Origin of the sequence: Micromonospora sp. WMMD730 (assembly GCF_049178955.1) — a bacterium.
Lineage (GTDB): Bacteria > Actinomycetota > Actinomycetes > Mycobacteriales > Micromonosporaceae > Micromonospora > Micromonospora wenchangensis.
In genome coordinates, this window is the sequence record NZ_JBMHML010000002.1 from 2,778,630 (window position 1) to 2,804,205 (window position 25,576).

General features: G+C 73.5%; 26 protein-coding genes. 11 read left to right on the forward strand and 15 right to left on the reverse strand.

Annotated elements, in window-relative coordinates:
- Positions 1-11: 11 nt before the first annotated feature.
- From ACN265_RS12090 to ACN265_RS12100, 3 genes are all read right to left on the reverse strand, one after another.
- Positions 12-782: a peptidoglycan recognition family protein gene (locus ACN265_RS12090; RefSeq protein ID WP_421407470.1), complete on the reverse strand. Its 771-nt coding sequence runs from the start codon at positions 780-782 to the stop codon at positions 12-14.
- A 111-nt stretch (positions 783-893) separates the two neighbouring features.
- Positions 894-1,625, reverse strand: a complete 732-nt coding sequence (locus ACN265_RS12095) for a lysozyme (RefSeq protein WP_204922995.1) — start codon at positions 1,623-1,625, stop codon at positions 894-896.
- 168 nt (positions 1,626-1,793) lie between these two features.
- Positions 1,794-3,341, reverse strand: coding sequence for an FAD-dependent oxidoreductase (locus ACN265_RS12100; RefSeq protein ID WP_421407474.1), 1,548 nt, complete (start codon positions 3,339-3,341; stop codon positions 1,794-1,796).
- Positions 3,342-3,384: 43 nt separating this feature from the next.
- On the opposite strand from ACN265_RS12100, the gene ACN265_RS12105 reads away from it, so the two are divergent.
- Positions 3,385-4,299, forward strand: a complete 915-nt coding sequence (locus ACN265_RS12105; RefSeq protein WP_421407477.1) for a DUF559 domain-containing protein — start codon at positions 3,385-3,387, stop codon at positions 4,297-4,299.
- A 247-nt stretch (positions 4,300-4,546) separates the two neighbouring features.
- On the opposite strand, the gene ACN265_RS12110 is transcribed toward ACN265_RS12105, so the two are convergent.
- The gene (locus ACN265_RS12110; RefSeq protein ID WP_357930262.1) at positions 4,547-4,939 is read right to left on the reverse strand and encodes a MarR family winged helix-turn-helix transcriptional regulator; all 393 of its coding nucleotides are present in this window, start codon (positions 4,937-4,939) and stop codon (positions 4,547-4,549) included.
- 183 nt (positions 4,940-5,122) lie between these two features.
- Here ACN265_RS12110 and ACN265_RS12115 point away from each other — a divergent pair, with 183 nt between their 5' ends.
- The gene (locus ACN265_RS12115) at positions 5,123-6,925 is read left to right on the forward strand and encodes an ABC transporter ATP-binding protein (protein WP_421407479.1); all 1,803 of its coding nucleotides are present in this window, start codon (positions 5,123-5,125) and stop codon (positions 6,923-6,925) included.
- 78 nt (positions 6,926-7,003) lie between these two features.
- Entirely contained in the window at positions 7,004-7,705 is a 702-nt protein-coding gene (locus ACN265_RS12120) for a VOC family protein (protein WP_421407482.1), read from the forward strand.
- A gap of 6 nt (positions 7,706-7,711) precedes the next feature.
- On the opposite strand, the gene ACN265_RS12125 is transcribed toward ACN265_RS12120, so the two are convergent.
- The gene (locus ACN265_RS12125) at positions 7,712-8,020 is read right to left on the reverse strand and encodes a hypothetical protein (RefSeq protein WP_420119002.1); all 309 of its coding nucleotides are present in this window, start codon (positions 8,018-8,020) and stop codon (positions 7,712-7,714) included.
- The gene (locus tag ACN265_RS12130) at positions 8,014-8,295 is read right to left on the reverse strand and encodes a DivIVA domain-containing protein (RefSeq protein WP_421407484.1); all 282 of its coding nucleotides are present in this window, start codon (positions 8,293-8,295) and stop codon (positions 8,014-8,016) included. The genes ACN265_RS12125 and ACN265_RS12130 overlap by 7 nt, the downstream gene beginning before the upstream one ends.
- A gap of 307 nt (positions 8,296-8,602) precedes the next feature.
- Between ACN265_RS12130 and ACN265_RS12135 the strand changes: the two genes are divergently transcribed.
- The 6 genes from ACN265_RS12135 to ACN265_RS12160 all read left to right on the forward strand — a co-directional run bounded on the left by ACN265_RS12135 (position 8,603) and on the right by ACN265_RS12160 (position 13,202).
- A complete protein-coding gene (locus tag ACN265_RS12135; protein WP_421407486.1) occupies positions 8,603-8,842 on the forward strand; it encodes a winged helix-turn-helix domain-containing protein in 240 nt (79 codons plus the stop codon).
- A gap of 251 nt (positions 8,843-9,093) precedes the next feature.
- Entirely contained in the window at positions 9,094-9,948 is an 855-nt protein-coding gene (locus ACN265_RS12140) for a hypothetical protein (RefSeq protein WP_421407488.1), read from the forward strand.
- A gap of 239 nt (positions 9,949-10,187) precedes the next feature.
- Positions 10,188-10,601 (forward strand): hypothetical protein, encoded by a 414-nt coding sequence (locus ACN265_RS12145; protein WP_421407490.1) that lies wholly within the window; start codon positions 10,188-10,190, stop codon positions 10,599-10,601.
- Between the two features lie 162 nt (positions 10,602-10,763).
- The gene (locus ACN265_RS12150; protein WP_421407492.1) at positions 10,764-12,014 is read left to right on the forward strand and encodes a cellulose-binding domain-containing protein; all 1,251 of its coding nucleotides are present in this window, start codon (positions 10,764-10,766) and stop codon (positions 12,012-12,014) included.
- Between the two features lie 218 nt (positions 12,015-12,232).
- Entirely contained in the window at positions 12,233-12,700 is a 468-nt protein-coding gene (locus tag ACN265_RS12155; RefSeq protein WP_421407494.1) for a ribonuclease domain-containing protein, read from the forward strand.
- Positions 12,701-12,761: 61 nt separating this feature from the next.
- Positions 12,762-13,202: a barstar family protein gene (locus ACN265_RS12160; protein WP_421407496.1), complete on the forward strand. Its 441-nt coding sequence runs from the start codon at positions 12,762-12,764 to the stop codon at positions 13,200-13,202.
- Between the two features lie 62 nt (positions 13,203-13,264).
- On the opposite strand, the gene ACN265_RS12165 is transcribed toward ACN265_RS12160, so the two are convergent.
- From ACN265_RS12165 to ACN265_RS12175, 3 genes are all read right to left on the reverse strand, one after another.
- Entirely contained in the window at positions 13,265-13,981 is a 717-nt protein-coding gene (locus ACN265_RS12165; protein WP_357930004.1) for an HD domain-containing protein, read from the reverse strand.
- Positions 13,982-14,041: 60 nt separating this feature from the next.
- Positions 14,042-14,635, reverse strand: coding sequence for an ATP-binding protein (locus tag ACN265_RS12170; RefSeq protein WP_421407498.1), 594 nt, complete (start codon positions 14,633-14,635; stop codon positions 14,042-14,044).
- Between the two features lie 160 nt (positions 14,636-14,795).
- On the reverse strand, positions 14,796-15,086 hold the full coding sequence (locus ACN265_RS12175) for a helix-turn-helix domain-containing protein (RefSeq protein WP_420118995.1): 291 nt from the start codon (positions 15,084-15,086) through the stop codon (positions 14,796-14,798).
- 66 nt (positions 15,087-15,152) lie between these two features.
- Here ACN265_RS12175 and map point away from each other — a divergent pair, with 66 nt between their 5' ends.
- Positions 15,153-15,923, forward strand: coding sequence for a type I methionyl aminopeptidase (map, locus tag ACN265_RS12180; protein WP_357930010.1), 771 nt, complete (start codon positions 15,153-15,155; stop codon positions 15,921-15,923).
- 50 nt (positions 15,924-15,973) lie between these two features.
- Here map and ACN265_RS12185 read toward each other — a convergent pair whose 3' ends face one another.
- The 6 genes from ACN265_RS12185 to ACN265_RS12210 form a co-directional block, all read right to left on the reverse strand.
- Positions 15,974-17,329: a pectate lyase family protein gene (locus ACN265_RS12185; protein ID WP_421407501.1), complete on the reverse strand. Its 1,356-nt coding sequence runs from the start codon at positions 17,327-17,329 to the stop codon at positions 15,974-15,976.
- A gap of 33 nt (positions 17,330-17,362) precedes the next feature.
- A complete protein-coding gene (locus tag ACN265_RS12190; RefSeq protein WP_421411458.1) occupies positions 17,363-18,532 on the reverse strand; it encodes a Gfo/Idh/MocA family protein in 1,170 nt (389 codons plus the stop codon).
- 74 nt (positions 18,533-18,606) lie between these two features.
- Entirely contained in the window at positions 18,607-20,097 is a 1,491-nt protein-coding gene (locus tag ACN265_RS12195) for a mannitol dehydrogenase family protein (protein ID WP_421407503.1), read from the reverse strand.
- Complete coding sequence (locus ACN265_RS12200) at positions 20,088-21,392, reverse strand: enolase C-terminal domain-like protein (RefSeq protein ID WP_421407505.1); 1,305 nt, start codon at positions 21,390-21,392, stop codon at positions 20,088-20,090. The genes ACN265_RS12195 and ACN265_RS12200 overlap by 10 nt, the downstream gene beginning before the upstream one ends.
- Entirely contained in the window at positions 21,389-22,813 is a 1,425-nt protein-coding gene (uxaC, locus tag ACN265_RS12205; protein ID WP_421407507.1) for a glucuronate isomerase, read from the reverse strand. The genes ACN265_RS12200 and uxaC overlap by 4 nt, the downstream gene beginning before the upstream one ends.
- Positions 22,814-22,882: 69 nt before the next feature.
- Positions 22,883-24,211: a Gfo/Idh/MocA family protein gene (locus tag ACN265_RS12210; RefSeq protein WP_421407509.1), complete on the reverse strand. Its 1,329-nt coding sequence runs from the start codon at positions 24,209-24,211 to the stop codon at positions 22,883-22,885.
- Positions 24,212-24,448: 237 nt separating this feature from the next.
- On the opposite strand from ACN265_RS12210, the gene ACN265_RS12215 reads away from it, so the two are divergent.
- A complete protein-coding gene (locus ACN265_RS12215; RefSeq protein WP_421407511.1) occupies positions 24,449-25,567 on the forward strand; it encodes a LacI family DNA-binding transcriptional regulator in 1,119 nt (372 codons plus the stop codon).
- Positions 25,568-25,576: the final 9 nt, after the last annotated feature.

The window sequence follows — 25,576 nt, forward strand, 5'->3', positions numbered from 1 at the left end:
TATATAAGCAATCAACCCAGTCGAGCGGCGACGGCGGAGCGCAGCTCGGGCAACCGGTCGTGCAGCAGCCCCGGGCACTGGGTGCTGGCGAAGTCCTTGTGGCCGTAGATCTGGCTCGCCGGGATGGCGTACTGCTGGCAGGTGAACGCGCAGAACACCACCAGGCTGTCCCAGAGCGCCTGCGGCGGCTGCACGTCGACGTAGATCCCGTCGTTCTCGATGCCGATGGCCTGGCTGTTCTGCCCCACGCAGTGGGCGCCCTGCACCATCGTCTGGCCGTGCAGCAGCGCGTACAGGCTGCCGTGCCGACCCTCGGTGAGCTGGCCGCCCCGGCTGTTGGTGAAGTGCTGCCCGGAGTCCAGCCAGCCGTTGCCGTCCATGTGCAGGTCCTGGATCTCCCGCGAGTTGGCGTACGCGTGGGCCAGGCTGTAGTCGGTCGAGTTCGGGAACGCGGTGTGGTGCACGATGATCTTGTTGGGTCGGCTCGGGACCACGCTCACCGGCGACGACGGCGGTCGGGCTCCCCAGGTGGCGCAGTTGGCGATCACCGGCTGGTCGACGCGGCCGAGGGCGACCCGGCCGCCGGCCGACGTGCCACCGGTGGTCAGGGCGCTGCCGCCGGCCGGCGTGCCGCCGGTGGTCGGGGCCGGGTCGACGGTGGGGTGGCCCACCGCGGCGGCGCCTGCGGCGGATCCGCCGAACGGGGTCGGCGCGAGCGCCCCGGCGGTGCCGAGCAGGACCGCGCCGCGCAGCACGCTGCGCCGGGACACGGGTACGGACATGGCGGGCTCCTCAGGGGTGGGGGAGGTGCCGGGGGTCGACCGGGGTGACGACTCCGGGGTGGCCGGGGTCGTCACCGGGCCGGCCGGGCGGCTGCGGTGCTCCGGTCGCGGTCAGCAGGGGCCGTTGCAGGCCAGCACCCGGAGCCGGTCGAGGGTGCCGTTCCAGACGTTCTGGTCGCCCGGGAAGGTGCCCGACGACGCCCACTGCCAGAAGGAGTAGGTGGCCCAGCCGGCCGGCAGCGTGCCCACCGTGCCGGCGTACCGGGCGAGCCAGAGCGGGTTGGTGGCGGCGAAGCCGCTGTAGTTGCCGGTGCAGGTGGTCCACCAGTCGGTGGTGGTGTAGATCGTCGCCCAGCGCCCGGTGCGAGCGTAGTACTGGTTGACGAACGAGGCGATCCAGCTGCGCATCGCGCTCTGGCTCAGCCCGTAGCAGGTCGCGCCGTAGGGGTTGTACTCGATGTCGAGCGCGCCGGGCAGCGTCCGGCCGTCCTTCGACCAGCCGCCGCCGTGGTCGACGAAGTAGTTGGCCTGGGTCGCGCCGGTCGTGGTGTCCGGCCGGGCGAAGTGGTACGAACCCCGGATCATCCCGACGGTGTACGAGCCGTTGTACTGCTGGGCGAAGTACGGGTTGGTGTAGTACGTGCCCTCGGTGGCCTTCACGTAGGCGAACCGGGCGCCGTTGTTCCAGGCGGCGGACCAGTTGACGTTGCCCTGGTAGCTGGAGACGTCCATGCCGGGCAGGCCGGCCGGGGCGGCGGTGGCCGGGGTGACGACGCCGAGGGTGGCGGCGACCATGGTGGCGGTCGTCAGCAGCGTGCCCGTGAGCGTACGGAGACGGTTCATCTTTCCTCCCTGGGGGATACCGCGTGGTTACGGCGGGAGCAACGAAAGGAACTGTCAGGTATTAGGTCACGGCCGGAGATAGTTTTCAATAGATAGAATCAAGATTATCGATTGCTGCACGTGGTGCTGTCGGCGGTGCCTCCGACGGTCGGGAGGTGGGTGGGTGCGTCAGGTGCCGGGACCGGCCAGGACCTCGGCCGCCGCCCGCTCGCCGGCCAGCACCGCGCCCTCCAGGTAACCGGCCCACCGGGTCGCCGTCTCGGTGCCCGCCCAGTGCACCCGCCCCACCGGCCGGCGCAGCTCGGGACCGTGGTCCCGCCACGAACCGGGGGTCAGCGCCCCGCAGAAGCAGCCCCGGGTCCACTCGTCGGCCGACCAGTCGTACTCGACGAGGTCGTCGGGCCCGGCGGCGGCCGGACCGACCAGCTCCACCAGCGCGGCCAGCACCGCCGCCCGTCGCCGGCCCGGCGACAGCCGGCGCAGCTCCCGGGCCTGCCGGCCGTAGCTGAACGCGGTCAGCACCCCACGCGTCGAACCCGGCGTCGAGTTGTCGACCGTCTCGGTCAGCGGCCCGTCGGTCGACGTGGTCACCCCGGAACACCCGTCGGCCCGCCAGAACGGCGTCGGGTAGACCGCGTGCAGCTTCAACGCCGACCCCATCGGCATCCGCTGGGTCAACGCGTCGCGCAGGGCCGGCAGCGCCGGTGAGTACGCGATCCGGCCCGCCAGCGCCGGGGCCACCGCCACCACCGCAGCCTCCGCCCGGTACGCCCCCTCGTCGGTGTACGCCACCACCCCGTGACCGTCCTGGTGGACCGCCCGCACCGGTTCCGTGGACCGTACCGTCCCCGACGGCAGCGCCGCCGCCATCCGCTCCGCCAGCAGGGCCGGCCCACCCACCAGTCGATCCTGCTGGGCACCCCCGGCCATCCCCAGCAGCAACCCGCTCCCGCCGCCGCTGCGCAGATAGAACAGCACCTGCAACAGCGACACCTCGTCCGGGTCCACCGCCAGCAACCCGCCGGCGATCAGCCGACCCACGTACCGGGCGGTCACCGGATCGGGTGCGGCGGTGCTCAACCAGCCGCCGAGGGTGAGCCGGTCCCACTCGTCCGCCCGCGCCGCCCGCCACGGAGCCGCCGGGTCCACCCCGGCGCAGAGGTCGTCCAGCAGGTTGACCGTCTGCCGGACCGACTCCGGCGGTGTCTCCCGCAACCGCCCGTCCCAGCACACCACCGGCCGGCCCTGCGCGGCCGACGGGAACGTGGTCAGCCCGTGCTCGGCCACCAGGGCGGCCATCCGTTCCTGGGTCGGGCCGATCCACTGCGCGCCCAGGTCCAGCGCCGTGCCGTCGTCCAGCCGCCGGGTCGCCACCCGCCCCCCGACCCGATCCCGGGCCTCCAGCACCAGCACCCGCACCCCATCCCGGCACAACGCCGCCGCCGCGGCGAGCCCCGAGAACCCCGCACCGACCACCACCACCCGCACCGACCGCGCATACCCCGCCCCCGACCCGTTACGCCCAGCCAACCCATGATCAAGTTGCCGAAATGCAGACGACACGCCGGGGAGAGTGCAACAAATCGCAATCTGATCATGGGGCTCCATAGCAGAGTTCCGTGCGGGGCGGGTGGTCGTCCACAAGGGCGGCCGGTGTCCACAGGTGGCGGGCGGCGCGTTGAGGGGGTGGGGGCGCGCGGGGCAGCCTTGGGGCATGCACCCGGTGTTGCGGTCCCTGGTTGAGCGGGGAGGCGGTGTGGTGACCCGACGAGCGGCGGTCCAGGTGGTTCCGCCCTGGGTGCTCGCGCACGCTGATCGCGCCGGCCAACTCCGCCGCGTCCTACCCGGTGTCTACGTCGACGCCGCTCTCGTGCCCGCCGCCCCCACTGCTGGTGACTCGACGTTCCCACTGCTCGACGCCGCCCATCGGGTCCGTGCGGCGCTCGCCTGGGCGCAGGGGCGGGCGGCGTTGGGTGGTCTGACCGCCCTCGACGTGTGGGGTGTGCGCGGGCAGCCGGAGGGGGAGCCGGTGCACCTGGACGTGGTCGCCGATTGCGGGCTCCGGCCCCGGCCACACCTGGTGATCCACCATCGGGAAGGCTTCTCCCTCGCCCCACCCCGGGTGGTGACCCGACGTGGTCTGCCGGTGGTACGCCTGGAGCGGGCCCTGGTCGACGCCTGGCCGCTGCCGCCCCCGCCGCAACGCCCCGCTGCGGTGATCAGGGCCGTCAACGACCGGCTCACCACCCCGGCGCGGATCGGGTCGGCGCTCACCACCGTGTCGAGGCTGACCGGCCGGGCGCAGTTGCGCACCCTGCTGGCCCTGCTCACCGCCGGATGTCGTAACCCGTTGGAGATCTGGGGGCACGACCACGTCTTCACCGGCCCGGGGATGCCCACGTTCCGGCGGCAGGCCCGGATCGTCGTCGGCCGCCGCACCATGTACCTCGACGTGTACGCCGAGCGGGAACGCGTCGACTTCGAACTCGACGGCGCGACGACCCACGGCGACCCCCGCCAACGCGAGATCGACCTGCGCCGGGACGCGCTGCTCGCCACCGTCGGCATCCTGGTGGTGCGCTTCGCCCGCCACCGCCTGGTCCACGAGCCCGACGCGGTCCGCCACGAGGTGAGCGCCATCCTCGCCACCCGCCGCGATGCGGCTGATACGTGACCGGCGCACCGGCCCATGACTCGCGCGTCGCCGGGCCAGCCCGCGCCGCCGCTAGTCGGCGCACCGGCCCCGACTCCCTGGCCCGCGGGCTCCCGGATCGCGGGCCCTCCTCCAGCATCCGACATGCGGGGAACTCGGTCGAGCTGCCGGCCGAGCAACGGCCGAAGCGTGAGTCGGGCAGGGTCGGTCGGGCTGAGCTGGGCAGGGCTGAGTCGGGGTCGGGCGGAGCGGGTGACGAGGGGCGCAGTCAGTCGCGCAGGGTGCGCAGGATGCGGATGAGGTCGGCGTGATCGGTGGGGGAGAGGTGGCCGAAGAAGCGTTCCGCCTCGGCGCTGCGGGCCGTCCGGATGGCCGCGCCGACCCGCGTACCCTCGTCGGTCGGCGCGACCAGGGTCGCCCGCCGGTCGGCCGGGTCGGGACGGCGCGCGACGAGCCCGCGTTCCTCCAGGCCGTCGACGACCTCGGTGGTGGAGCGGGGTGCGATGTGCAGGTGCTCGGCGAGGGCGCTGAGGCGCATCGCGCCGTGCCGGGTGAGCACCGAGAGGGCGCGGGCGTGTCCGGGGTTGACGTCCCAGGGTTCGAGGGTACGTCGGGACTGGTGGCGCAGCCGCCGCGCCACCGCCCAGAACAGCTCGGCCAGGCTCTCCTCGGCGGGGTCGGTCGGATCGGCCGGGTCGGTCGGTGGCCCGGCACAGCGTGCGGCCGGATCGGTTGGCGGGTCGGATGTCGCGCCGGTCACCGGAATACGGTAGCAGGAGTCGCTGTTGTTCCCTCATGATGAGGTAACCTCAGTAAACATCCCCCGAATGGAAGAAGGACCCCCTTGGACACCACGCCAACCCACCGGGAGGGCCGCGGCGGCGCCCCCCGGACCGTCAGTGCCGCCGAGAAGTCCCAGGCCCGTGCCGTCTCGCTGCGCCGCATCGGCCGGCTGTTCACCGCGTACCGTGGTCAACTGGCCGTGGTCACCGCGATCATCGTGGTGTCGTCGATGGTCGCGATGGCCTCGCCGTTCCTGCTGCGGGCGGTGATCGACCGGGCGCTGCCCGAGCGCGACCTGACCCTGCTGGTCTGGCTGGTCGCCGGCATGATCGCCGTCGCGGCGGTGACCGCGGTGCTGGGTGTGGCGCAGACCTGGATCTCCACCCGGGTCGGGCAGCTGGTGATGCACCGGCTGCGCACCGACGTCTTCGCCCACCTGCACCGGCAGTCGATCGCGTTCTTCACCCGCACCCGCACCGGTGAGGTGCAGTCGCGGATCACCAACGACATCGGCGGCATGCAGACGGTGGTCACCTCCACCGCCACGTCGATCGCGTCCAATCTGACCACCGTGGTGGCCACGCTGGTCGCCATGGTGGCGCTGTCCTGGCGGCTCACGCTGGTCTCGCTGGTGGTGCTGCCGCCGGCCATCTGGCTGACCCGCCGGGTCGCCGCGATGCGCCGCGAGATCACCGCCCAGCGCCAGCGGGAGCTGGCCGACCTCAACGTCACCATCGAGGAGGGGCTGTCGATCAGCGGCGTACAGCTCAGCAAGACCCTCGGCGCGGGTGGCGCCCTGATCGACCGGTTCACCGCCAGCTCGGCCCGGCTGGTCGACCTGGAGCTGCGCTCGGAGCTGGCCGGCCGCTGGCGGATGGCCACCATGACGATCATCTTCGCCGCCATCCCGGCGGTGATCTACCTCGGTGCGGGGCTGCCCGGCACCGCCGGCACCCTCAGCATCGGCACCCTGGTCGCCTTCACCGCCCTCCAGGGTGGGCTGTTCCGGCCGCTGATGGGGCTGCTCAACGTGGGCGTCACCCTGACCGCCTCGCTGGCGCTGTTCGCCCGGATCTTCGAGTACCTCGACCTGCCGGTGGAGGTGGACGACCCGGCCCGGCCGGTGCCGCTCGACCCGGCCCGGGTGCGCGGGCACCTGCGCGTCGAGGACGTCACCTTCAGCTACCCGGGCAGCGACACCGCCGCCGTCGCCGGCATCAACCTCGACGTCCCGGCCGGCAGCAGCCTCGCCCTGGTCGGCGAGACCGGCTCCGGCAAGAGCACCCTGGCCGCCCTGGTCAGCCGACTGCACGACCCCGACGCCGGCCGGATCACCATCGACGGCGTCGACCTGCGCGACCTGCGGCTGACCGACCTGGCCGCCGTCGTGGGCGTGGTCAGCCAGGAGACCTACCTGCTGCACACCACCATCCGGGAAAACCTGCGGTACGCGCGCCCCGACGCCACCGACGCCCAGCTTGAGGACGCCGCCCGCGCCGCGCAGATCCACGACCTGATCGCCGCCCTGCCCGACGGGTACGACACGGTCGTCGGCTCCCGGGGCCACCGCTTCTCCGGCGGCGAGAAGCAGCGCCTGGCCATTGCCCGTACGCTGCTGCGCGACCCCCGGGTGCTGGTGCTCGACGAGGCGACCAGCGCGCTGGACACCGAGACCGAGCGGGCCGTGCAGCGGGCCTTCGACACCCTCGCCGAGGGCCGTACGGTGATCACCATCGCGCACCGGCTCTCCACGGTGCGCCACGCCGACCAGATCGCGGTGCTCGACCACGGCCGGATCGTCGAGTCCGGCACCCACGAGACGCTGCTGGCCCGCGCCGGCCGGTACGCCACCCTGGCCGGCTGACCAGGGGCGACCCCGGCGGGTGGAAAAACCCGATCTGCAAGACGTGAGTTGCCGATCAGCGGTGACTAGAGTGACGCCGTGCAAAGTGGTGTGCGGTCCCAGGTGCCGGTGCTGTACGTGACGGACGCCGACGCGGCCCGACGGTTCTACGAGAACTTCGGCTACACCGAGATCCGGGCCGGCGGCGACGGTGGCTCACACTGGTCGTACCTGCGGTGCGGGGAGTTGACGCTGCTGCTGGCGGCGGTCACCCCCCGCCTGGTCACCGTCGAGTTGCCGCTGCTCGTCTACCTCTACGTCGACGACCTGACGGCGACCGCCGAGCGGCTCACCGCCGCCGGGCATCCCGTGCAGAAGGCCGGCTACCCGCAGCACGCGCCCGGTGGCGAGTGCCGGGTCACCGACCCCGACGGCAACGTGATCGCCTTCGGGCAGCGGCAGGCCGTACCGCATCAGGAGCGTGACCCGCAGGCGGGCGGCGAGGCGCGGTTCTCGCTGATCCGGGAGGCCGCCGAGGCGGTCGGCCGGCGGGGCGGCGCACCCGCCCGCTGCCAGATCGGCGGCCCGCGCGGTGAGCCCTGCCCCGAACCGGCCGAGGTCAAGCTCGCCGACTCGTGGGGCGACACGGCGTGGGGCTGCATGACACACGCCGACGAGACGCTGCTGACCGCGCGCGGTGCCTTCCTTGCCACCGAGGACGGATCGGGCCTCGGCCCGTTCCTGCGCGCCCGCCAACCCCAGCCGGATCGGCAGGTTCCCGAGCCCGCGCCGGGAACCTGACCCGACTCACTGCCGCGCCCTGCCCGACCCGACCGATACGCGGCGGGAGCGACCCCCGGTGCGTCGCGCCGCCTGCGAGGGGGACGGGGCGGAGGCGGCGCGCAGGCCGGCGAGCCGGACGAAGACCTCCCGCCTGGCGGTGGCCTCACCGCGCCGGTCGAGCACGTAACCGGTCAGCCAGACCCACCCGTCGTAGGTCGGCCGGTCGCACACCGACACCACCCGCAACCGCAGCGCGCGTGCCCCGGCGAACTGCACCGAGGCGGCCCGGTCGACGATCAGCAGGTCACCGGGGCGGGGCCGGGCATTCACCAACGCCCGCCGTTGCCGGGCCGGCACGGGTGCGCCGACCGTCGGGTCTGCCAGTCACGGAGGGCCCGCCCGAGCCTGTCGTTCTCCTGGGCGAGGGCACGGATCTCCTGGTGGAGCCCGGCGAGTTCGTCGGCCAGCCGGGACTGGAACCGGCGTACCTCGGCGGGGTCGAGCCCGCGTCGGCGCGGCGGGAACTCGCGGGTGCGTACCTCGTGGGGGGTCAGTAGGGCCGGGCGGCCGGTCCCGTAGGGCTGGCCACCGCGATACACCTGGGCCACGGGGGTCCTTTCCGGTGCTGGGAGAGAGGAAGGTCGTTCCGGTGATGCTGGGAAGCGGCTCGTCCGCGCCGTGGGCGGACGACCCGCCCGCTCGGCGTTCGCAGCCCACCTCGGCGGTACGACAGCAGAGCAGCCGGACGGGGGTCGGGGCGGGTGGGTGCCCGCCCCGACCGGGGAAACCGTTCTCGTTGCCACGCGAGGAGCGGCTCGCCGACAACACTAACGGCTTAGTCGTTTAAGTCAACCACCGAGTGTTGTCGGTCATGGGCGATTCGTGATCGAATTGGCGTGCCACGCAAGGAGCGCCATGCCGACAACGCCCGACTACATCCGCATCGCCGACGACGTCATCGCCGGGGTGAGGAGCAAGAGGCTCAACCCAGACGACAAGCTGCCCTCCATCGCGAAGATGGCTGCCGATTACCAGGTCGGCACGTCGACCATCCAGATGGTCTACGTGCGGCTGGAAGCGTTGCGTGTCATTCGCCGGCACCAGGGCAAGGGCATCTTCATCGCCGACCCGAGACTCTGGATGCGCGAACCCTGACCGGACGCCGGACCCTCACCCGCGCCGGCAGCCCTCCCAGCTTCCTCGGGCCCCTGTGCCCTGCCCGGTGATCAAGAGCTTTGCGTCAAGTGATCAAGAGGTTCGCGTCAACCTGACGATCAAAGTTGACGCGAACCTCTTGATCACCGGGGCGAGGCGGATGGGGCGAGGCGGATGGGGCGCGGCGGCCGGGGTGGAGAGGTAGGGAAAGTGGGGGGAGCCGTGGGGGGATCGGGTGCGTCGAAGGGGGTATGACGAGTTTTCGAGGTGTGTGGGCGGCGGTCGTGCCGGTGCTTCTGCTCACTGCTGCCTGTGCGGGGCAGGATGGGGCGGGCGTCGCGCCCGATGCGGCCCCGACCTCTCTTCCCGCCAACGTGCCGGTGCTGCGGATCGACCACACGGGTGGCTTCGTGCGGCCCGAAACGAACGTGACCCGGCTGCCGGCGGTCAGCGTCTACGCCGACGGGCGGGTGATCACGCAGGGACCGACCGTCCTCAGTTATCCGGGGCCGGCGCTGCCCAACATCCAGGTCCGTACGATCAGCACGGCCGAGGTGGCGAAGCTGGTCGAGCAGGCCCGTGCCGCCGGGGTGGGCAGCGCGGTCGACGTGGGCACCCCGTCGATCACCGACGTGACCACGACCCGGTTCACCATCCGGGGGACGGTCGGCAGCGAGCAGTTGGAGGTCTACGCCCTGGGCGAGGCGACCGGTCCCGAGGCCGGCCTGACCCCCGCCCAGCAGGCCGCCCGGGAGAAACTGCGGACCTTCGCCGACAAGCTGACCGACCCGGGGAACGCGGCGACGCAGCCGTACCAGCCGACCGCCATCGCGGCGGTGGCCGGGCCATGGGTCGCCACCCCCGAGGCGGCGAAGCAGCCCAGGATGGAGTGGCCCGGCCCGGTGCTGCCCGGGGCCAGCCTCGGTGAGGGCCTCGACCTGGGGTGCGTGACCGTCACCGGCGCTGCCGTACAGCAGGTGATCGCCACCGCCGGCAAGGCCAATGCGGCGACCCCGTGGACCTCCGGCGGGAAGCGCTGGGCGGTCACCTTCCGCCCGTTGCTGCCCGACGAGACCGACTGCGCCAGCCTCACCGCTGGTCGCTGAGTGTGCACCCGGCCGGTCGATCCGATCGTGTCGACCGGCCGGGGGTCTCGGGAGCCGTGGGCCGTCAATACCCGAGACGGCCGTTCGGTTGGTGGCGGCGATCGGTGTGCCCGAACGGCGCGGTGACCGACCCCGCGCCGAGTTCCTGCAGCGGCACCTCGACACGGTCTTCAAAGCCGACTGACCTGGCGGCGGAGAGTGGAGAATGTGGGCAACTCACGGCAGGCGATGGGGGCGGCGTGATCTCTTCGGTGACGGTGTGCAGCAGCTCGAAGTTCTACGATCTGGCACAGCGCGCCATCGATGCGTTGCAGGCGATGGGACTCACCGTCTACACCCCGCGATTCGACTACAACGAGGAGCATGTCGTGGTCGGGGAGGCGGACAAGTTCCGGCTGACCCATGAGTTCCTCGCCAAGGTCGCCAGGTCCGATGCGGTCTACGTGATCGCGAGTGGTGGCTATACCGGAGTCAGTGTCTGTATCGAGGTGGGCTACGCGCATGCCCTGGGCAAGACAGTGCTCTGCTCAGAGCAACCGACCGAGTTCGCCGTGCGCGCTCTGGTGGATGCCGTCGTACCCGTCGACGAGATCAGCGGGAGCGTCCGGTTGATCGGCCAGCGGCGCACCTCGACGACGCACTTGTTTCCATAGGCAACCATCACTACATTGGGTCCGGGTGCCGCCGAGTTGCCGGGCGGCTGTTTGGCCTGAGCCGGGCTGTTGTCCACGTGCCGACACGGCGCGTCGACGCGCGAGCGACGTCACTGCTCCCGCGCCGTCGGTCCACACCGACGGCCAGCCGGAAGGACCCCTGTGAGGATCTCCCGTACCCGTATCACCGCCGTCGTGGCCGCCACCGCCACGGTGGCCGCGGCCGTCACCACCGTGCTCGCCGGCACCGCCTCGGCGGCCCAGGGCTGCCGGATCGACTACCAGCCCAACGAGTGGACCGGCGGCTTCACCGCCAACGTCCGGGTCTCCCCGGGCGACACCGCCCTGAGCAGTTGGACCGTCACCTGGTCCTACCCGGGCGGCCAGCGGATCACCGGCGGCTGGAACGCCACGGTCAGCCAGTCGGGCACGACGGTCACCGCCCGCAACGCCGCCTGGAACGGCAGCGTCCCGGCGGGCGGTTCCACCGAGTTCGGTGTCCAGGGCACCAGCACCTCGGGTTCCGTCGCGCCGACCGGGTTCACGCTCAACGGCGTACCGTGCAACGGCGCTCCGCCGCCGACCACCACGCCGCCGCCCCCCACCACGCCGCCGCCGACGACCCCGCCCCCGACGACGCCGCCGCCCACGACGCCGCCGCCGACCACGCCGCCCCCGACGACCCCGCCGCCCACCACGCCTCCACCCACCACGCCGCCGCCGGCCGGGTGTGCCGGTGCGGTGCTCTGTGACGGTTTCGAGAACCAGACCGGCACGACGCCGTCCGGCGACTGGAGCGTGGTCAACCCGGACTGCTCCGGGACGGGCCGGGCCTCGGTGGATACGGCGACCACGCACAGCGGCAGCCGCTCGCTGCGCATCGACGGCGCGCAGGGCTACTGCAACCACGTCTTCGTGCGCTCCACCAAGGATCTCAGCGCGGTGGGCACCGTCCGGTACGGCCGGATCTGGCTGCGCCACACCACCGCGCTGCCGACCCAGCACGTCACCATGATGGCCATGACCGACGCCGCCGACGGTAACAAGGACCTGCGCATGGGCGGCCAGAACGCCGCGTTGCAGTGGAACCGGGCCTCCGACGACGCGACCCTGCCCGAGCAGAGCCCGGCCGGGGTGGCGTTGAGCGTGCCGCTGCCCACCGGGCGCTGGACGTGCCTGGAGTTCATGGTCGACGGCAACCAGGGGCAGTTGCGTACCTGGCTCGACGGCACCGCCGTGACCGGGCTGACCGCCGACGGGGTGCCCACCCACGACATCGACAGCCAGTGGCTCAACCGCACCTGGCGTCCCCGGCTGACCGACCTGAAGCTGGGTTGGGAGAGCTACGGCGAGGGCGCGGACACCCTCTGGTACGACGACGTCGCCCTGGGCACCAGCCGGATCGGCTGCTGACCCCGGCCGGGACCGGGCGGCCGACGGGGCCGCCCGGTCCCGGTCCTGCGTCCACCGGGCATTTCAACAGTCGGTGGCGCGCCGATCATGGTGCGTTCATCCACGGTTGCGAGGCTGGCCTCTGGTCGGCGGGGTTCGCCTCCCGCCAGAATGTGGCTGATCGGGACAACCATCCCGATCGATGCATTCCTGTCGGCCCCCGCGACCCGGAGGACCCGTTGAGCACTCCCGCGAACCCCGTCACCCCCGCCACCGCCCCGACCCCGCGCACCCGGGCCCGCCGCCTGCCGGGCATCCTCGCGCTGCTGACCGCCCTGGTCGCCGCGCTGCTCGTCGGACCGTCCGTGGTGACCCCGAAGCTGACCGACCCCGCGTCGGCGGCGGTCTACGGCTCCTGCACGATGTCCCGCTGCGCGGACGCCCGCACCGCCCGCTCCGGCTGGTCGGGCAAGGGTTTCCCGACCAGCCGGGGCTGGTACTCCTGGAGCGGTGGCCTGTCGAACTTCGCCGGCGGCCAGTTCCACAACTACGAGGGGCAGCTCCCCGCCGGCGCCACCTACTACGAGTACGACGTCTACCCGCGGGTCTCCGGCGCGGCGCGCGACGCGTACCGCATCGTGGTGAACAGGAGCAGCGGGGCGACCTGGTTCTCCCCCGACCACTACGCGAACTTCTACCGGATCTGACCGAGGACCACCCGGGGCGGGCCGGTCCGCCGGCCCGCCCCGTCGAGCAGGAGGATGCACCATGACCGGACAGCGCCAGCCGGGCTGGCTACGGGTGACCGACGAGGCCCGGCCGTCGGGGCACCCGACGCCGTCGGTCACCGTGGCGGGGGCGGCGGCCCGTACCCGCCCCGCGCTGTTCCACGCCCTCACCGACGCCCTCGGCCTGCCCGGCCACTTCGGCCGCAACTGGGACGCGCTCGCCGACGTGCTGGCCGACCGGCTCGACGCCGGCCCGCTCACCCTCGAGGTGACCGACGCCGGCCTGCTGCTGGCCGACGAGCCACCCGGTCAACTCGGCACGCTTCTCGACGTGGTGGGCGGGGTGGCGGCCGGCGCCCGGGAGCCGGTCTGCCTGCTGCTGCGCGACACCCCGCAGCGGCTGCCCGACCTGCGGCACCGGCTGCACGCCGTCCTCGGTGGTGGCGGGGTGGCCGTCCCGCCCGGCAGCGCGCTGCGCTGAGCGTCCGCGTCGTACCAGGGGCCCGCTCACCCCGCCGGCCCGCCGTCGCGGCGGGGGCGGGGTCAGTTGGGGTGGTCGAGGATCGCGCTGAACCGCTCCTCGGCCAGGTCGAGCTGGGCGAAGATGTGCCGCTTCACCGGTGCCGACAGCGGGGTGTCCGGCCGGGCGATCAGCTCCCGGTAGACCGGCACCAGCGGGCGGTACTTCGCCGCCGAACGGGCCACCTTCGGCCCGACGGCGTAGACCACGCCCACGCCGTTGTCGGTGAAGTCGGAGACCTTGATGACCCGGGCCCAGGGTTCCCGGTCCAGGCTGGCCGCGACGTGCTCGCGGTACTGCACGTGCGGGTCGCGCTCGGGGTCGTACACCGGGTTGGTGACCGCGGCGACCAGCCGGGCCACCCGGTCGCCGAACCGGCCGGCCAGCGCGGCCAGCGCCGCCGCCGTCGGGTCGGCCGCCCCCGCGCCGGCCAACTCGCCCGGGTGGTCCTCCACCGCGTCGTGCAGCAACCCGGCGACGATCACGTCGGGGTCGCGCACCTGGTAGTGGTGCGCCATCCGGATCGCCACCCGCAGCAGGTGGTTGAGATACGGCTCGCGGGACCGCCGGTCGTCACGGTGCAGCTCGGCGGCCAGGTCGAGGGCTTCGGTCAGCCGGTCCCGGTCGGCCGCGGCGAAGGCCGGCAACTCCAGCCGGAACCGGGCGAGCAGGCCCGGTTCGCCGTGCAGCTCGGTGATCGCGTGCATCGGCATGGTGGCGAGGTACGGCGGGAACTCCATCGCCTACTTATAGCCGATCTTCACTGTCGGTCCGACCCCGCCGTCGGGCATGTGACCACGTCATTTCCGGCCGGAAAGGTGCTTGACCAGGCGCACCGTCGTCCCGCCGGGGGTGCCGTCGAGCTGTGCCTCGTCCATCAACCGGGCCATGATCAGCCGTCCCCGACCCCGGTCACCGCCCTGCGACGGACCCGGTCGCCAGCCGCCGGTGTCGCGGATCTCGACCTCCAGCCGCTCGGCGCGCAGTCGGGCCGACACCGTGACGCTCGCCCCGGGCGCGAACCGGTAGCCGTGCTCGATGGCGTTGGCGCACGCCTCCCCGACGGCGATCAGCACCACCTCCACGTCCGCCTCGTCGACGCCGGCCCTGATGAGCCACGCCCGCAGCGCCTCCCGGGCGGGGGAGAGCTGGGCCGGATCGGCGGCCAGCGCCGTCCGGAACGCCGACGGCGCACCTTCGTCGCTCGGGTCGGCCTGCGCTACCGGGCCGGCCTGTGGTGCGGTGCCGGCCCGCGGTGTGCCGGCGCGGGGTGCCGGGTCGGCGGGTGGCTCCGGGGTGCCGATCCGCCGCGTGGTGCCGGTCGGGTCGTCCGCCGGACGGGGACCGGCCGCCGGCTCGGGCCGGTCCGCGCCGACGTCGCGTCCACCGGCCACCCGGGTCCACCTCCCGCTGATGCTCGTCGTCCGGTCGGCAGCCCGACCGCACCCGGTCATTGTCCCTGTCCCGGCCCGCCGCCGGGCACCACCCCTGGGCAGAGGGCTCCGGGACGCCCCCGGTGGGGGTCGGCCGGGACCGCGCCCCGGGGCGTCGGGGCTACGAGGCCAGCCGCTCACCGGGGTCGGGCACGGCGATCCCGGCGTCGGACTGGTTGATCTCCGACCAGACCGCGTCGAGGGAGAGACCGAGGACGTCGGCGAGCACCGCGATGGTCGGGAACGCCGGGGTGGCCACCCGACCGGACTCGATTTTCCGCAGGGTCTCCGGGGACAGCCCGGCGGCCAGCGCGGTGCCGAGCATCGACCGGTGCCCGCGGGCGCGGCGCAGCAGGGCGCCGAGGCGTCGTCCGCGGGCGACCTCGGCGGGGGTGAGCGGCAGCCTGACCATGGCTGCGATTCTAGTACCGGGATAACATGGCCGGGATACTTATTGGTGGTCCACGGAAGGCGCCGCATGATCGAGATCCTGAGCCCCACCGACGTGCGGCGCGCACGGGACACCGGCGCGCTGGTCGCCGAGATCCTCCAGACGCTGAAGGGCCGGATCGCGGTCGGCACCAACCTGCTGGAGATCGACGCCTGGGCGCAGCGCATGATCGTCGACGCCGGCGCGACGTCCTGCTACGTCGACTACGCGCCGTCCTTCGGCCGGGGACCGTTCGGCCACTACATCTGCACCTCGGTCAACGACGCGGTGCTGCACGGGCTGCCGTACGACCACCACCTCGCCGACGGCGACCTGCTCTCCCTCGACCTCGCCGTCTCCCTCGGCGGCGTGGTCGCCGACTCGGCGATCAGCTTCCTGGTGGGTGACACCCGCCCCCCGGAGAGCGTCGCGCTGATCGACGCCACCGAGCGGGCGCTGCGCGCCGGGATCGCCGCCGCCGGACCGGGCGCACGCGTCGGTGACCTCTCGCACGCCATCGGCACGGTCCTCGGCGCGGCGGGATACCCGGTCAACACCGAGTTCGGCGGGCACGGCGTCGGGTCCACCATGCACCAGGACCCGCACGTGTCCAACACCGGCCGGCCCGGTCGCGGGTACCGGCTGCGTCCCGGCCTGCTGCTGGCCCTGGAACCCTGGGTCATGGCCGACACCGCCACCCTCGTCACCGACGCCGACGGCTGGACGCTGCGCAGCGCCACCGGCTGCCGCACGGCACACAGCGAACACACGATCGCCATCACGCCCGAGGGCGCGGAGGTGCTCACCCTGCCGAGGTGACCCCACGGTCGGGCCGCGCCGACGGACGGCGCGGCCCGACCGCAGGCGGCTCACAGCGGCAGTCGACCGGCCCCGGCGAACGGCCCCACCACCAGCGGCACCAGCGGCGCGGGCACCGCCTGCGGCGCGCGCAGGGTCGGCGTCCACCCGGCGTCGCCGCCCAGGTCCGGGTCGTGGGTCGCGTTGTAGGCGGCCACCAGGTCGACCGGGCGGGGCAGCGCGTGGTCGGCGTCCACCCAGTTGCCCCGGGTGGTGACCGCGGTGCCACCCCAGTCGTACAGCAGGTCGCCGGCGGCGATGCCGGCACCGAGGGTGAAGAAGTTGTTCTCCACGTACGCGGCGGACTGCACGCCCACCCCGATCGCGTACGCGAAGTCGTCGCCGGCCAGCCGGTACCAGTTGTTGTAGACGTCGACCTGGCCGAACCGGACCCGGGGCAGCCGCTGGAGCACCCGGTCGAACAGGTTGTGGTGCAGCGTCACCTTCAACCGGCCGACGTCCGGCCCGACGGTGTTGGACGAGCCGATCAGCATCAGCTTGTCCCGCCCGGTGAACCGGTTGTACGAGGCGGTCACCAGGCTGGCGGTGTGGGTGACGTCCAGCGACCCGTCGTGCACCTGGTAGGGCCGGCCGAAGTACACCGGCTGCCCGCTGTCCGGGTTGTCGCCGTCGGTGAAGGTGTTGTGGTCGACCCAGACGTGCTCGCTGCGGCGTACCGAGACCTGGTCGTACTGGGAGTTCCAGTTGCCGGTCGCGCCGTCGGTGGGGGACCAGGCCGGGAAGCAGTCCCGGGCGTCGTCGAAGGTCAGGTTGCGGACGATGACGTTGCTGGCCCCGTCGATCATCAGGGTCAGCCCGGTGAGGACCGCCCCACGCCGGCCGACGATGGTGGTGTTCGGCCCGACGTTGATCTGCGTCTGCCGGGTCTGGTTGGCCACCGACCGCACCCGGGCGGCCTCCAGCGGCCCCGTCGGCGGCACCATGCCCCACACCGCCGGGTCGTACGCGGCCAGGTAGGCCGCCAGGCTGTACTCCGGGTCGGCCAGGTCGGCGCAGCCGAGCAGGTGGCCGTCGTCGGCGGTGAACCCGTCGACGGTGCCGTCCACGACGATCACCTTCGGGGTGGCGTTGCTCTTGTTGGTGGCGTTGTCGCCGCCCAGCGCCCGGACCAGGTCGGCCCGGCTGCGGACGAGGTGGACCTGGTCCGGGCCGGCCGCCGCGCCGCCGGTGGTGCCGGGGCCCTCGGACGCCCAGCCGTCGCCGGCCGGCAGGGTCTGCCGGGCCACCCGCTCGACCGCCCGGGGCACCCCGTCGGCGGTGCGGCCGGGTGCGGCGTGTGCCGCAGTGCCCGAGGTCAGCAGGAGGGACAGGGCGACCAGGGCCGCCCCGGTGGTTCGTGGACGCATGGGAATCTCCGGAGGGTGGTGGTGGATGGTGCGTCAGTCGTCCAGCGCCGCCAGGGGGATCCGCACCGGCGGCACCGCCCACGGCACCGCCAGTTCCGACAGCAGCGCCCCCTGCCCGGCGGCCCGGCGCAGCGCCGCGTTGATCCCGGGTACCGTCACCACCCGTTCCGGCCCGCTGCCGGTGACCGTGACCAGGTCGCCGCCGAGCAGGGTCGGCTCGGGGGCCTGCCGCACCTGTTCCAGTACGGCGGTGAACGGCGCGGTCCGGGCCAGCGGGGCGATCAGCGGGGTGCCGGCCGGGTCGGCCCGGTGGGCGAGCAGGTTCTCCAGCAGCCCCCGCCGCCCCGGCACCTCCCGGGGTTGCGGGTCGCCGGGCAGCAGCAGCCGGTCGGTGGGGTACTCCAGCACCGCCCGCCCGGCGGTGCCGGTCACGATCACCTCACCGGCGACGAAGTCCTCCCCGGCCAGGGTCACCGCCGCCACGATCGGCGGTCCGCCCGGGGTGACGATCCGCAGCGTGGCCGTGTCGTCGACCTCGATCGGGCGGACCCGGTAGCGCTCCAGCTCGATCCGCGCCGGCCGCACCGGCGCGCCGGTCACCGTCTGGGCGACCGCCAGGCACTGCATCACCGCGTGCGCCAGCGGGTTGGCCAGCGCGCCGTCGAGCACCGGTCGGCCGTGCAGGCTGCGTCGGCCGGCCCACGGGGACCGCGCGTAGTAGCCGTCGGGGCGTTGCCAGCAGGCGACCGTGCCGATGCCGGTGACGGTGCCCAGCCGGCCCTGCCCGAGGGCGGCCGACAGTTCGGCCAGCGCCATCGAGCCGAGCGCCTGGAAGCCGACCTGGCAGGCCCGGCCGGTCGCGGCCAGCGCCCCGGCCAGCTCCCGGTGTTCGGCGGTGGACAGCACCGGCGGCTTCTCCAACAGCAGGTCGGCACCGGCGGCGAGGACGTCCAGGGCGATCGGCAGGTGGGTGTGCGGCGGGGTGCAGACGATCACCACGTCCGGGCGGGCGGCGGCGAGCATCTCCCGGTGGTCGGTGTGCACGCTGACCCCGGGCGGGACCGGCGCGGCCGGCTCGTCCTCGATCGGCCGCACGTCCACCAGCGCCACCAGCCGCAGCCGTCCCGCCGCGTGCAGCCCGGCGACGCTGCGCCGGTGCCAGCGGCCGTGTCCGTTCGCGCCGACGATCGCCACCCGGGGCACGGCCGTCGCGTCGGGCCCGGCCGGAGCGTCCCGGGTGGTGGGCCCAGCGGCGGCGGCCGGCGGTACCGGGGCGGTCACGCCGCACCGGCCAGGACCGCCGCCACCCCGTGGGTACGCAGCGCGCCGAGCCAGCCGGCGACGTCGGCACGGAACCCGTCGTCGTCGGCGAGCGCCGCCGGGAAGACCTCCGGCAAAGCGAACAGCGCCTCGACTGTCCCGGCGGGGGTGTCCCCGGCGGTGGCGAGCGCGGTGGTGATCCGGTCGGCCAGCGGGTCGTCGAGCGGCAGCAGCGTGCCGTCGTCGGCCCGCCCGTCGAGGAACCGCAGCCAGGCCGCCACCACCAGCGCCGACCAGTACGCCGGTCGGCCCTGGGCACGCAGGTCGGCAGCGGTGTGCAGGACCCGCTGCGGCAGCTTCTGCGACCCGTCCATCGCCACCTGGAGGGTGCGGTGCCGGATCGCCGGGTTGGCGAACCGGCCCAGCACCTCGTCGCCGTACCCGACGACGGTCGTCCCCTCGGGCGGGGTGAAGCTCCCGGCCACGTCCTCGGCGACGAACCGGCGCAGCACGTCGGTCAGGCCGGGCAGCGCCAGCGTGTCCGCGATCGTCTCGCGGCCGGCCACCGCCCCCAGGTAGGCCACCGCCGAGTGGACGCCGTTGAGGCCGCGCAGCTTCAGCCGCTCCCACGGGCCGGCGTCGGTGGTGAGCACGGCGCCGGCCCGTTCCCACATGGGCCGGCCGCCGGGGAAGTCGTCCTCGACGACCCACTGGAGGTACGGCTCGGCGGCCACCGCCGCCAGATCGGTCACCCCCAGCGCGGTGCGGGCGTTCTCCAGGGTCGCGGCGGTGCTGGCCGGGACGATCCGGTCCACCATCGTGCCGGGGAAGCTCACCTGCCCGGCGAGGGCGTCCTGGACGGCGTCCGGCACCCCGGCCAGCGCCAGCGACTGCTGCACCAGGCCGCGCAGCCGACGCCCGTTGGACGGCAGGTTGTCGCAGCTGACCAGCGCGATCGGCCCCGCCTGGGCGGCGGCGCGGGCGAGCAGCCCCCGCACCAGCAGGCCGGGCACGGTGACCGGGGGCCGGTCGGTGGTCAGGTCGAGGGTCAGCTCGTCGTCGGCCCGCAACGCCCCGGAGACCGGGTCGAGCCGGTACGCCTTCTCGGTCACCGTCAACGTCACCACCCGGATCGCCGGGTCGGCGAGCAGCGCGACCACCGCCGCCGGGTCGCTGGCCGCGTGCCGCACCCCGGCCAGCGCGCCGACCACCCGGGTCGCGGACCGGTCGGCGGCCAGCGTGGTGACGCTGAACAGCGCGTCCTGTGCGGCGAGCGCCTCGACCAGGTCGGTGCTGCGCGGGGCGACGCCGACGATGCCCCAGTCGCCGCCGGCCGCGTCGACCGCCGCCTCGGTGCAGACCGCCTGGTGGGCCCGGTGAAACGCGCCGAGTCCGAGGTGGACGATGCCGGCCGGCACGGTGCCCGGCCGGATCAGCGGTCGGCTCTGCTCGGGCAGCCGGCGCAGGGTGGCCAGGCCCAGCCGGTCGGTGCCCCCGTTCACCGCCACACCGGGCCGTCCGGGAACCGGAACCGCGCGATCGACTCGGGGCGCATGGTGGCGCTGTAGCCGGGGGCGGTGGGCAGCAGGTACCGGCCGCCCCGGGTGCGGACCGGGTCGACGAAGTGCTCGTGCAGGTGGTCGACGTACTCGACCATCCGCCCGTCCAGGCTGGTGCCGACCCGCAGGTAGTCGAAGATCGCCAGGTGCTGCACGTACTCGCAGAGGCCGACGCCACCGGCGTGCGGGCAGACCGGCACCCCGAACTTCGCCGCCAGCAGGATCTCGGCCAGCACCTCGTTGACCCCGGCCACCCGGCAGGCGTCGATCTGCATCACCCCGATCGCCTCGGCCTGGAGCAGCTGCTTGAAGATCACCCGGTTGGCGGCCACCTCGCCGGTGGCGACCCGGCACCGGCCGTCGGTCGACGCGGTCACCGCGCGGGCGATCCGGGCGTGGCCGAGGATGTCGTCGGCGTGCGTCGGCTCCTCGATCCAGTACGGGTCGACCTCGGCCAGCGCGGTCATGTTGGTGATCGCCTCGTCGACGTCCCAGACCTGGTTGGCGTCCATCATCAGCAGCGCGTCCGGGCCGATCTCGGCCCGGATGATCCGGGCCCGGCGCAGGTCGTCGGCGGGCGGGCCGCCGACCTTCATCTTCATCGCCCGCCACCCCTGGGCGTACGCCTCGCGGGTCAGCGCCCGCACCTTGTCGTCCGGATACCCCAACCACCCCACCGAGGTGGTGTACGACGGGAAGCCGTCCTGCTCCAGCACGGCGAGCCGGTCCACCGCCCCGACCAACCCCTTGTCGAGGATGCCGGCCGCCTCGTCGGGGGTCAGCGCGTCGGTGATGTGGTGGAAGTCGATGTTGGCGACCAGTTCGTCGGTGGACAGCTCGGCGAGGTAGCGCCACATCGGCTTGCCGGCCAGCTTGGCCCGCAGGTCCCAGACCGCGTTGACCAGCGCGCCGGCGGCCATGTGGATGACCCCCTTCTCCGGCCCCAGCCAGCGCAGCTGCACGTCGGCGGTCAGCGAGCGCCAGAACGCCACCGGTTCGGCGGCGATCTCCTCGACGGTGCGCCCCCGGACGTGGTGGGCGAGGGCCTCGATCGCCGCGCAGGTGATCTCGTTGCCCCGGCCGTTGGTGAAGGTGAACCCGGCGCCCGTCGGGCCGTCGTCGGTGCGCAACTCGACGTAGCTGGCCGAGTAGTCACCCCGGTTGATCGCGTCGGAGCCGTCGCCGGCCGCCGCGGTGGGGAACCGGACGTCGTGCACGTCGACGGCGGTGATCCTGGTGCTCATGCGGACCCCTCGAACTTGAAGACCTTCTTGGGCAACCGGTACGCCAGGTCGACGACCGTCTCGGCGGCCTCGGCCTCGCTCAGCCGGTGCTCGGCGACGAGGCGGGCCAGGAATCCGGCGTCGATCCGGCGGGCCACGTCGTGGCGGACCGGGATGGAACAGAACGCACGGGTGTCGTCGACGAACCCGGCGGTGTTGTAGAACCCGGCGGACTCGGTGACCGCCTCCCGGAACCGGCGCAGCACCTCCGGGGAGTCCAGGAACCACCAGGGCGCGCCGAGGTAGAGCGCGGCGTAGCCGCCGGCCAGCGGGGCCAGTTCCCGGGTGAAGGTGTACTCGTCGAGGGTGTAGAGCACCACCCGCAGGCGCGGGTCGTTGCCGTACGCGTCGAGCAGCGGGGCCAGCGCGTGCACGTACTCGGTGGCGTGCGGGACGTCCCCGCCGACGTCGCGGCCGTGGGTGGCGTACAGCCGACGGTTGTGGTTGCGCACGGCCCCGGGGTGCAGTTGCAGCACCAGGCCGTCGTCGAGCGACATCCGGGCGAACTCCACCAGCATGTGCGCCCGGAACGCCTCGGCGTCGGCGGCGTCGGCCAGCCCCCGCCGGCCCCTGTCGTAGAGCCGCGCCGCCTCGTCGGCGTCGAGCACCAGCGTCCGGGCGGTGGGGTGGCCGTGGTCGGAGGAGGTCGCGCCGGCCGCGACGAACGCCGCCCGGCGGGCCCGCAGCGCGTCCAGGTAGCCGGCGTACGTGCCGGTGTCGACGCCGGACACCTCGCCGAGCCGGGCCACGTTGTCGGCCCAGCCGTCGAACTCCATGTCGACGACGTTGTCCGGGCGGAAGGTGGTGACCACCCGGCCGCCCGGCCCGCCCCAGCCGTCGGCGGCGAGCTTGGCGTGCGCGGCGAGGTCGTCCAGCGGGGACTCGGTGGTGGCGAGCACCTCGATGCGGAACCGGGTGAACAGCGCCCGGGGCCGGAACTCCGGCTCGGCCAGCCGGGCGGCCACCTCGTCGTAGACGGCGTCGGCGGTGGCCGGGGTGAGCGCGGTGTCCACCCCGAAGACCTCACTGAAGGTGCGTTCCAGCCACAGCCGCGACGGGGTGCCCCGGAACAGGTGCCAGTGCGCGGCGAAGCGCCGCCAGATGGTCCGGCCGTCGGTCTCCACCGGGCTGCCGTCGACGCTGGGCACGCCCAGTTCGGCCGGGGGTACGCCCTGGCTGAGCAGCATCCGGGTGAGGTAGTGGTCGGGCACGATGAGCAGCCGGGCCGGGTCCGGGAAGGGCCGGTCCTCGGCCAGCAGCGCCGGGTCGACGTGCCCGTGCGGCGAGATGATCGGCTGCGGGCCGGCGAGGGCGTACAGCTCGCGGGCGATGGCCCGGACGCCCGGGTCGGTCGGCAGGAGCAGGTCGGGAGAGGTCGGCACGTCGGGGGACTCCTCGGGTGCGGGCGGAGGGTCGGCGGTTCGGGGTGGACGGTCGTGGGGCCGGCCCGGTCAGGGCAGGGTGAGCAGGTCGGCGACGCGGACCGGCTCGCCGGTGTCGAAGGAGCGGTTGGCGGCCAGCCCGGTGAGCAGGGCCAGTGCGCCGTCGCGGGCGGTGGCGGCCCGGCCCAGCGGGTCCGGCTCGCCGCCGAAGATCACCCGGGTCATCCGGACGTCCGCGCCGCCGTGGCCCTGCCGGGTGTAGCCCTCGACCGGGATCCGGGTGGGTGGGGCCCAGAACGGGCGCAGGGTGAGGGTGGCCTCGCCGTGCTCGGCGGCGGCCTCGTCACCGTGCAGGGCGGCCCCCTTGAGCGCCCCGGCGGCGGCCGGGCTGACGAAGTCGCTCTCGGTGACCTCCAGTTCCAGCCGGCCCCGGCTGCCGTTGACCATCACCCGGTAGCCCTCCCAGGGGGCGTAGGCGGTGAGGTGGTAGGTCATCGTCGCGCCGGTGGAGTAGCGGGCCAGCACCGCCATGTCGTCCTCGATGCTCACTCCGGGGGCGAAGACGTTGCGGTCGCGCTGGTAGCCGTCGTCGGCCTCGGCGTCGAGGTACAGCTCGCGCAGCCGGGGGTGGTCGGCCAGCCGCAGGGCGAACGGGTCGTCGGCGGCGGCGGGGGAGTCGTGCGCCCGGTCGTAGTCGCGGGCGTAGCCGTGCCGGCGGCCCGTGTCGCCGTAGAAGAACAGCCGGCCGGCGGCGTACACCTCGACCGGGGTGGCGTCGAGCCACCAGTTGACCAGGTCGAAGTGGTGGCTGGCCTTGTGCACCATCAGCCCGCCGGAGCTGGCCTTGTCCCGGTGCCAGCGGCGGAAGTAGTCCGCGCCGTGCCGCACGTCGAGCAGCCACTCGAAGTGCACCGAGCCGATCTCGCCGACCGCGCCGTCGGCGAGCAGCCTCCTGACCTGCTCGTGCAACGGGTTGTAGCGGTAGTTGAAGGCGACGGTGACCTGCCGGCCGGTCTCGGCGACCGCGTCGAGGATGCGCCGGCAGCGGGCCGCGTCCACGGTCATCGGTTTCTCGGTGACCACGTCGCAGCCGGCCCGCAGGGCCGTCACGATGTACTCGTCGTGGGTGACGTCGACGCTGGTCACCAGCACCACGTCGACCCGTTCCTTGGCGAGCATGGTGGCGAAGTCGGCGGCCGGGTACGTCGGCACGGCCGGATGGCCCAGCTCGATCAGCCACCGGTTGTGCGCGTCCATCCGGGTCTGGTTGACGTCGGCGAAGGCGACCAGCTCGGCGGTGTCGGCGTGCGCGGTGACCAGGGCCCGGACGAACATCTCCGCCCGCGCCCCGGTGCCGACGAGGGCGTGCCGTCGGCGTGGCGTGGCTGGTGGTGGCATCCGTGGACCTCCCGTGGCTGCAAAGGTTTGCAGTGAAGAAACCACGTCGGTGAAGAGCACGTCAACGATCGATGCCAATCCCGTGGCATAGATACCGTTTCATACGCTTAAGGGGGCATGGCAGGAGCGCCCCCGCAATCGACCTGTAACAAACTCCCGTTGACAGTGGAGCAACCGTTTGCATTAATTGGCGGCACCCACGTGACCCCGACCACACCATCGACGAGAGGGCCGCCCGTGCCAGCCACCATCCGCGACGTCGCGCGGGCCTCGGGCGTGCACATCTCCACGGTGTCCCGGACCTTCTCGGCGCCGCACCTGGTCAACCCGGAGACCCGGGGCCGGGTGCTGGCCTGCGCCGAGGACCTCGGCTACCGACCCAACCGGGCCGCCCGCGCCCTGATCACCGGGCGGACCCACAACATCGGCCTGATCATCGCCGACATCGCCAACCCGTTCTTCCCGCCGCTGATCAAGGCGGCCGAGGGGCAGGCCCGGCACCGCGACTACCACGTCTTCGTGGCCGACACCAACGAGGACCCGGCCGCCGAGGAGGAGCTGGTCCACGCGCTGGCCAAGCAGGTCGACGGGGTGCTGCTGTGCAGCCCCCGGATGAGCAACGGCCTGATCGAGCAGGTCAGCCGGGAAGTCCCGGTGGTGGTGATAAACCGGCAGGTCACCGGCCTGCCCTGCGTGATGATGGACGTCGGCCAGGGGGCGCGCGCCGCGATCGAGCACCTGCTCGGCCTCGGCCACCGGCGGATCGCCCTGCTCGGCGGGCCACGCGGCTCCTGGACCCACCAGCAGATGCGTCGGGCGGCCGGCGCCGCCGCCCGCTCCGGCGGGGCCGAGCTGACCGTGCTCGGGCCCAACCCGCCCACCGAGACCGGCGGCGGTGAACTGGCCGCCCGGGTACGCGACAGCGGCGTCACCGCCGTGCTCGCCTACAACGACCTGATGGCGATCGGACTGATCGAGGGGCTCGACCAGCTCGGCATCCGGGTACCGCAGGACGTCAGCGTGGTCGGCGTCGACGACATCGCGCTGAGCCGACTCACCCGCCCCAAGTTGACGACGGTGGCCACGCCAACCGCGGCCGCCGGCCGGACGGCCGTCGACATGCTGCTGCAACACGACTCCGACCCGCGCCCGCGCGGCGGGGGACGGGCAGCGGCCGTCGGCGACCGTCGTACCACCGCACAGGTAATGCTCCAGACCGAACTGGTCATTCGCGACTCGACCGGACCCGTACCCGGTCGATCCCGTCCCGGTTCCGTTCCGGATGGCCCGGGCCCGCATCGCCTTGCGGACCCGGGCGGCCCGACCGCGACCACCGGTGGCGTCGTCGCCTCCTAACCCGAGGAG

Coding starts and splice junctions, on each gene's coding strand:
- ACN265_RS12095 (WP_204922995.1), bottom strand. CDS start 1,625: ATGAACCGTCTCCGTACGCTCACGGGCACGCTGCTGACGACCGCCACC.
- ACN265_RS12200 (WP_421407505.1), bottom strand. CDS start 21,392: ATGAGCACCAGGATCACCGCCGTCGACGTGCACGACGTCCGGTTCCCC.
- ACN265_RS12100 (WP_421407474.1), bottom strand. CDS start 3,341: ATGCCCCAAGGCTGCCCCGCGCGCCCCCACCCCCTCAACGCGCCGCCC.
- ACN265_RS12185 (WP_421407501.1), bottom strand. CDS start 17,329: ATGCGTCCACGAACCACCGGGGCGGCCCTGGTCGCCCTGTCCCTCCTG.
- ACN265_RS12140 (WP_421407488.1), top strand. CDS start 9,094: ATGACGAGTTTTCGAGGTGTGTGGGCGGCGGTCGTGCCGGTGCTTCTG.
- ACN265_RS12090 (WP_421407470.1), bottom strand. CDS start 782: ATGTCCGTACCCGTGTCCCGGCGCAGCGTGCTGCGCGGCGCGGTCCTG.
- map (WP_357930010.1), top strand. CDS start 15,153: ATGATCGAGATCCTGAGCCCCACCGACGTGCGGCGCGCACGGGACACC.
- ACN265_RS12165 (WP_357930004.1), bottom strand. CDS start 13,981: ATGGAGTTCCCGCCGTACCTCGCCACCATGCCGATGCACGCGATCACC.
- ACN265_RS12135 (WP_421407486.1), top strand. CDS start 8,603: ATGCCGACAACGCCCGACTACATCCGCATCGCCGACGACGTCATCGCC.
- ACN265_RS12175 (WP_420118995.1), bottom strand. CDS start 15,086: ATGGTCAGGCTGCCGCTCACCCCCGCCGAGGTCGCCCGCGGACGACGC.
- ACN265_RS12210 (WP_421407509.1), bottom strand. CDS start 24,211: ATGCCACCACCAGCCACGCCACGCCGACGGCACGCCCTCGTCGGCACC.
- ACN265_RS12160 (WP_421407496.1), top strand. CDS start 12,762: ATGACCGGACAGCGCCAGCCGGGCTGGCTACGGGTGACCGACGAGGCC.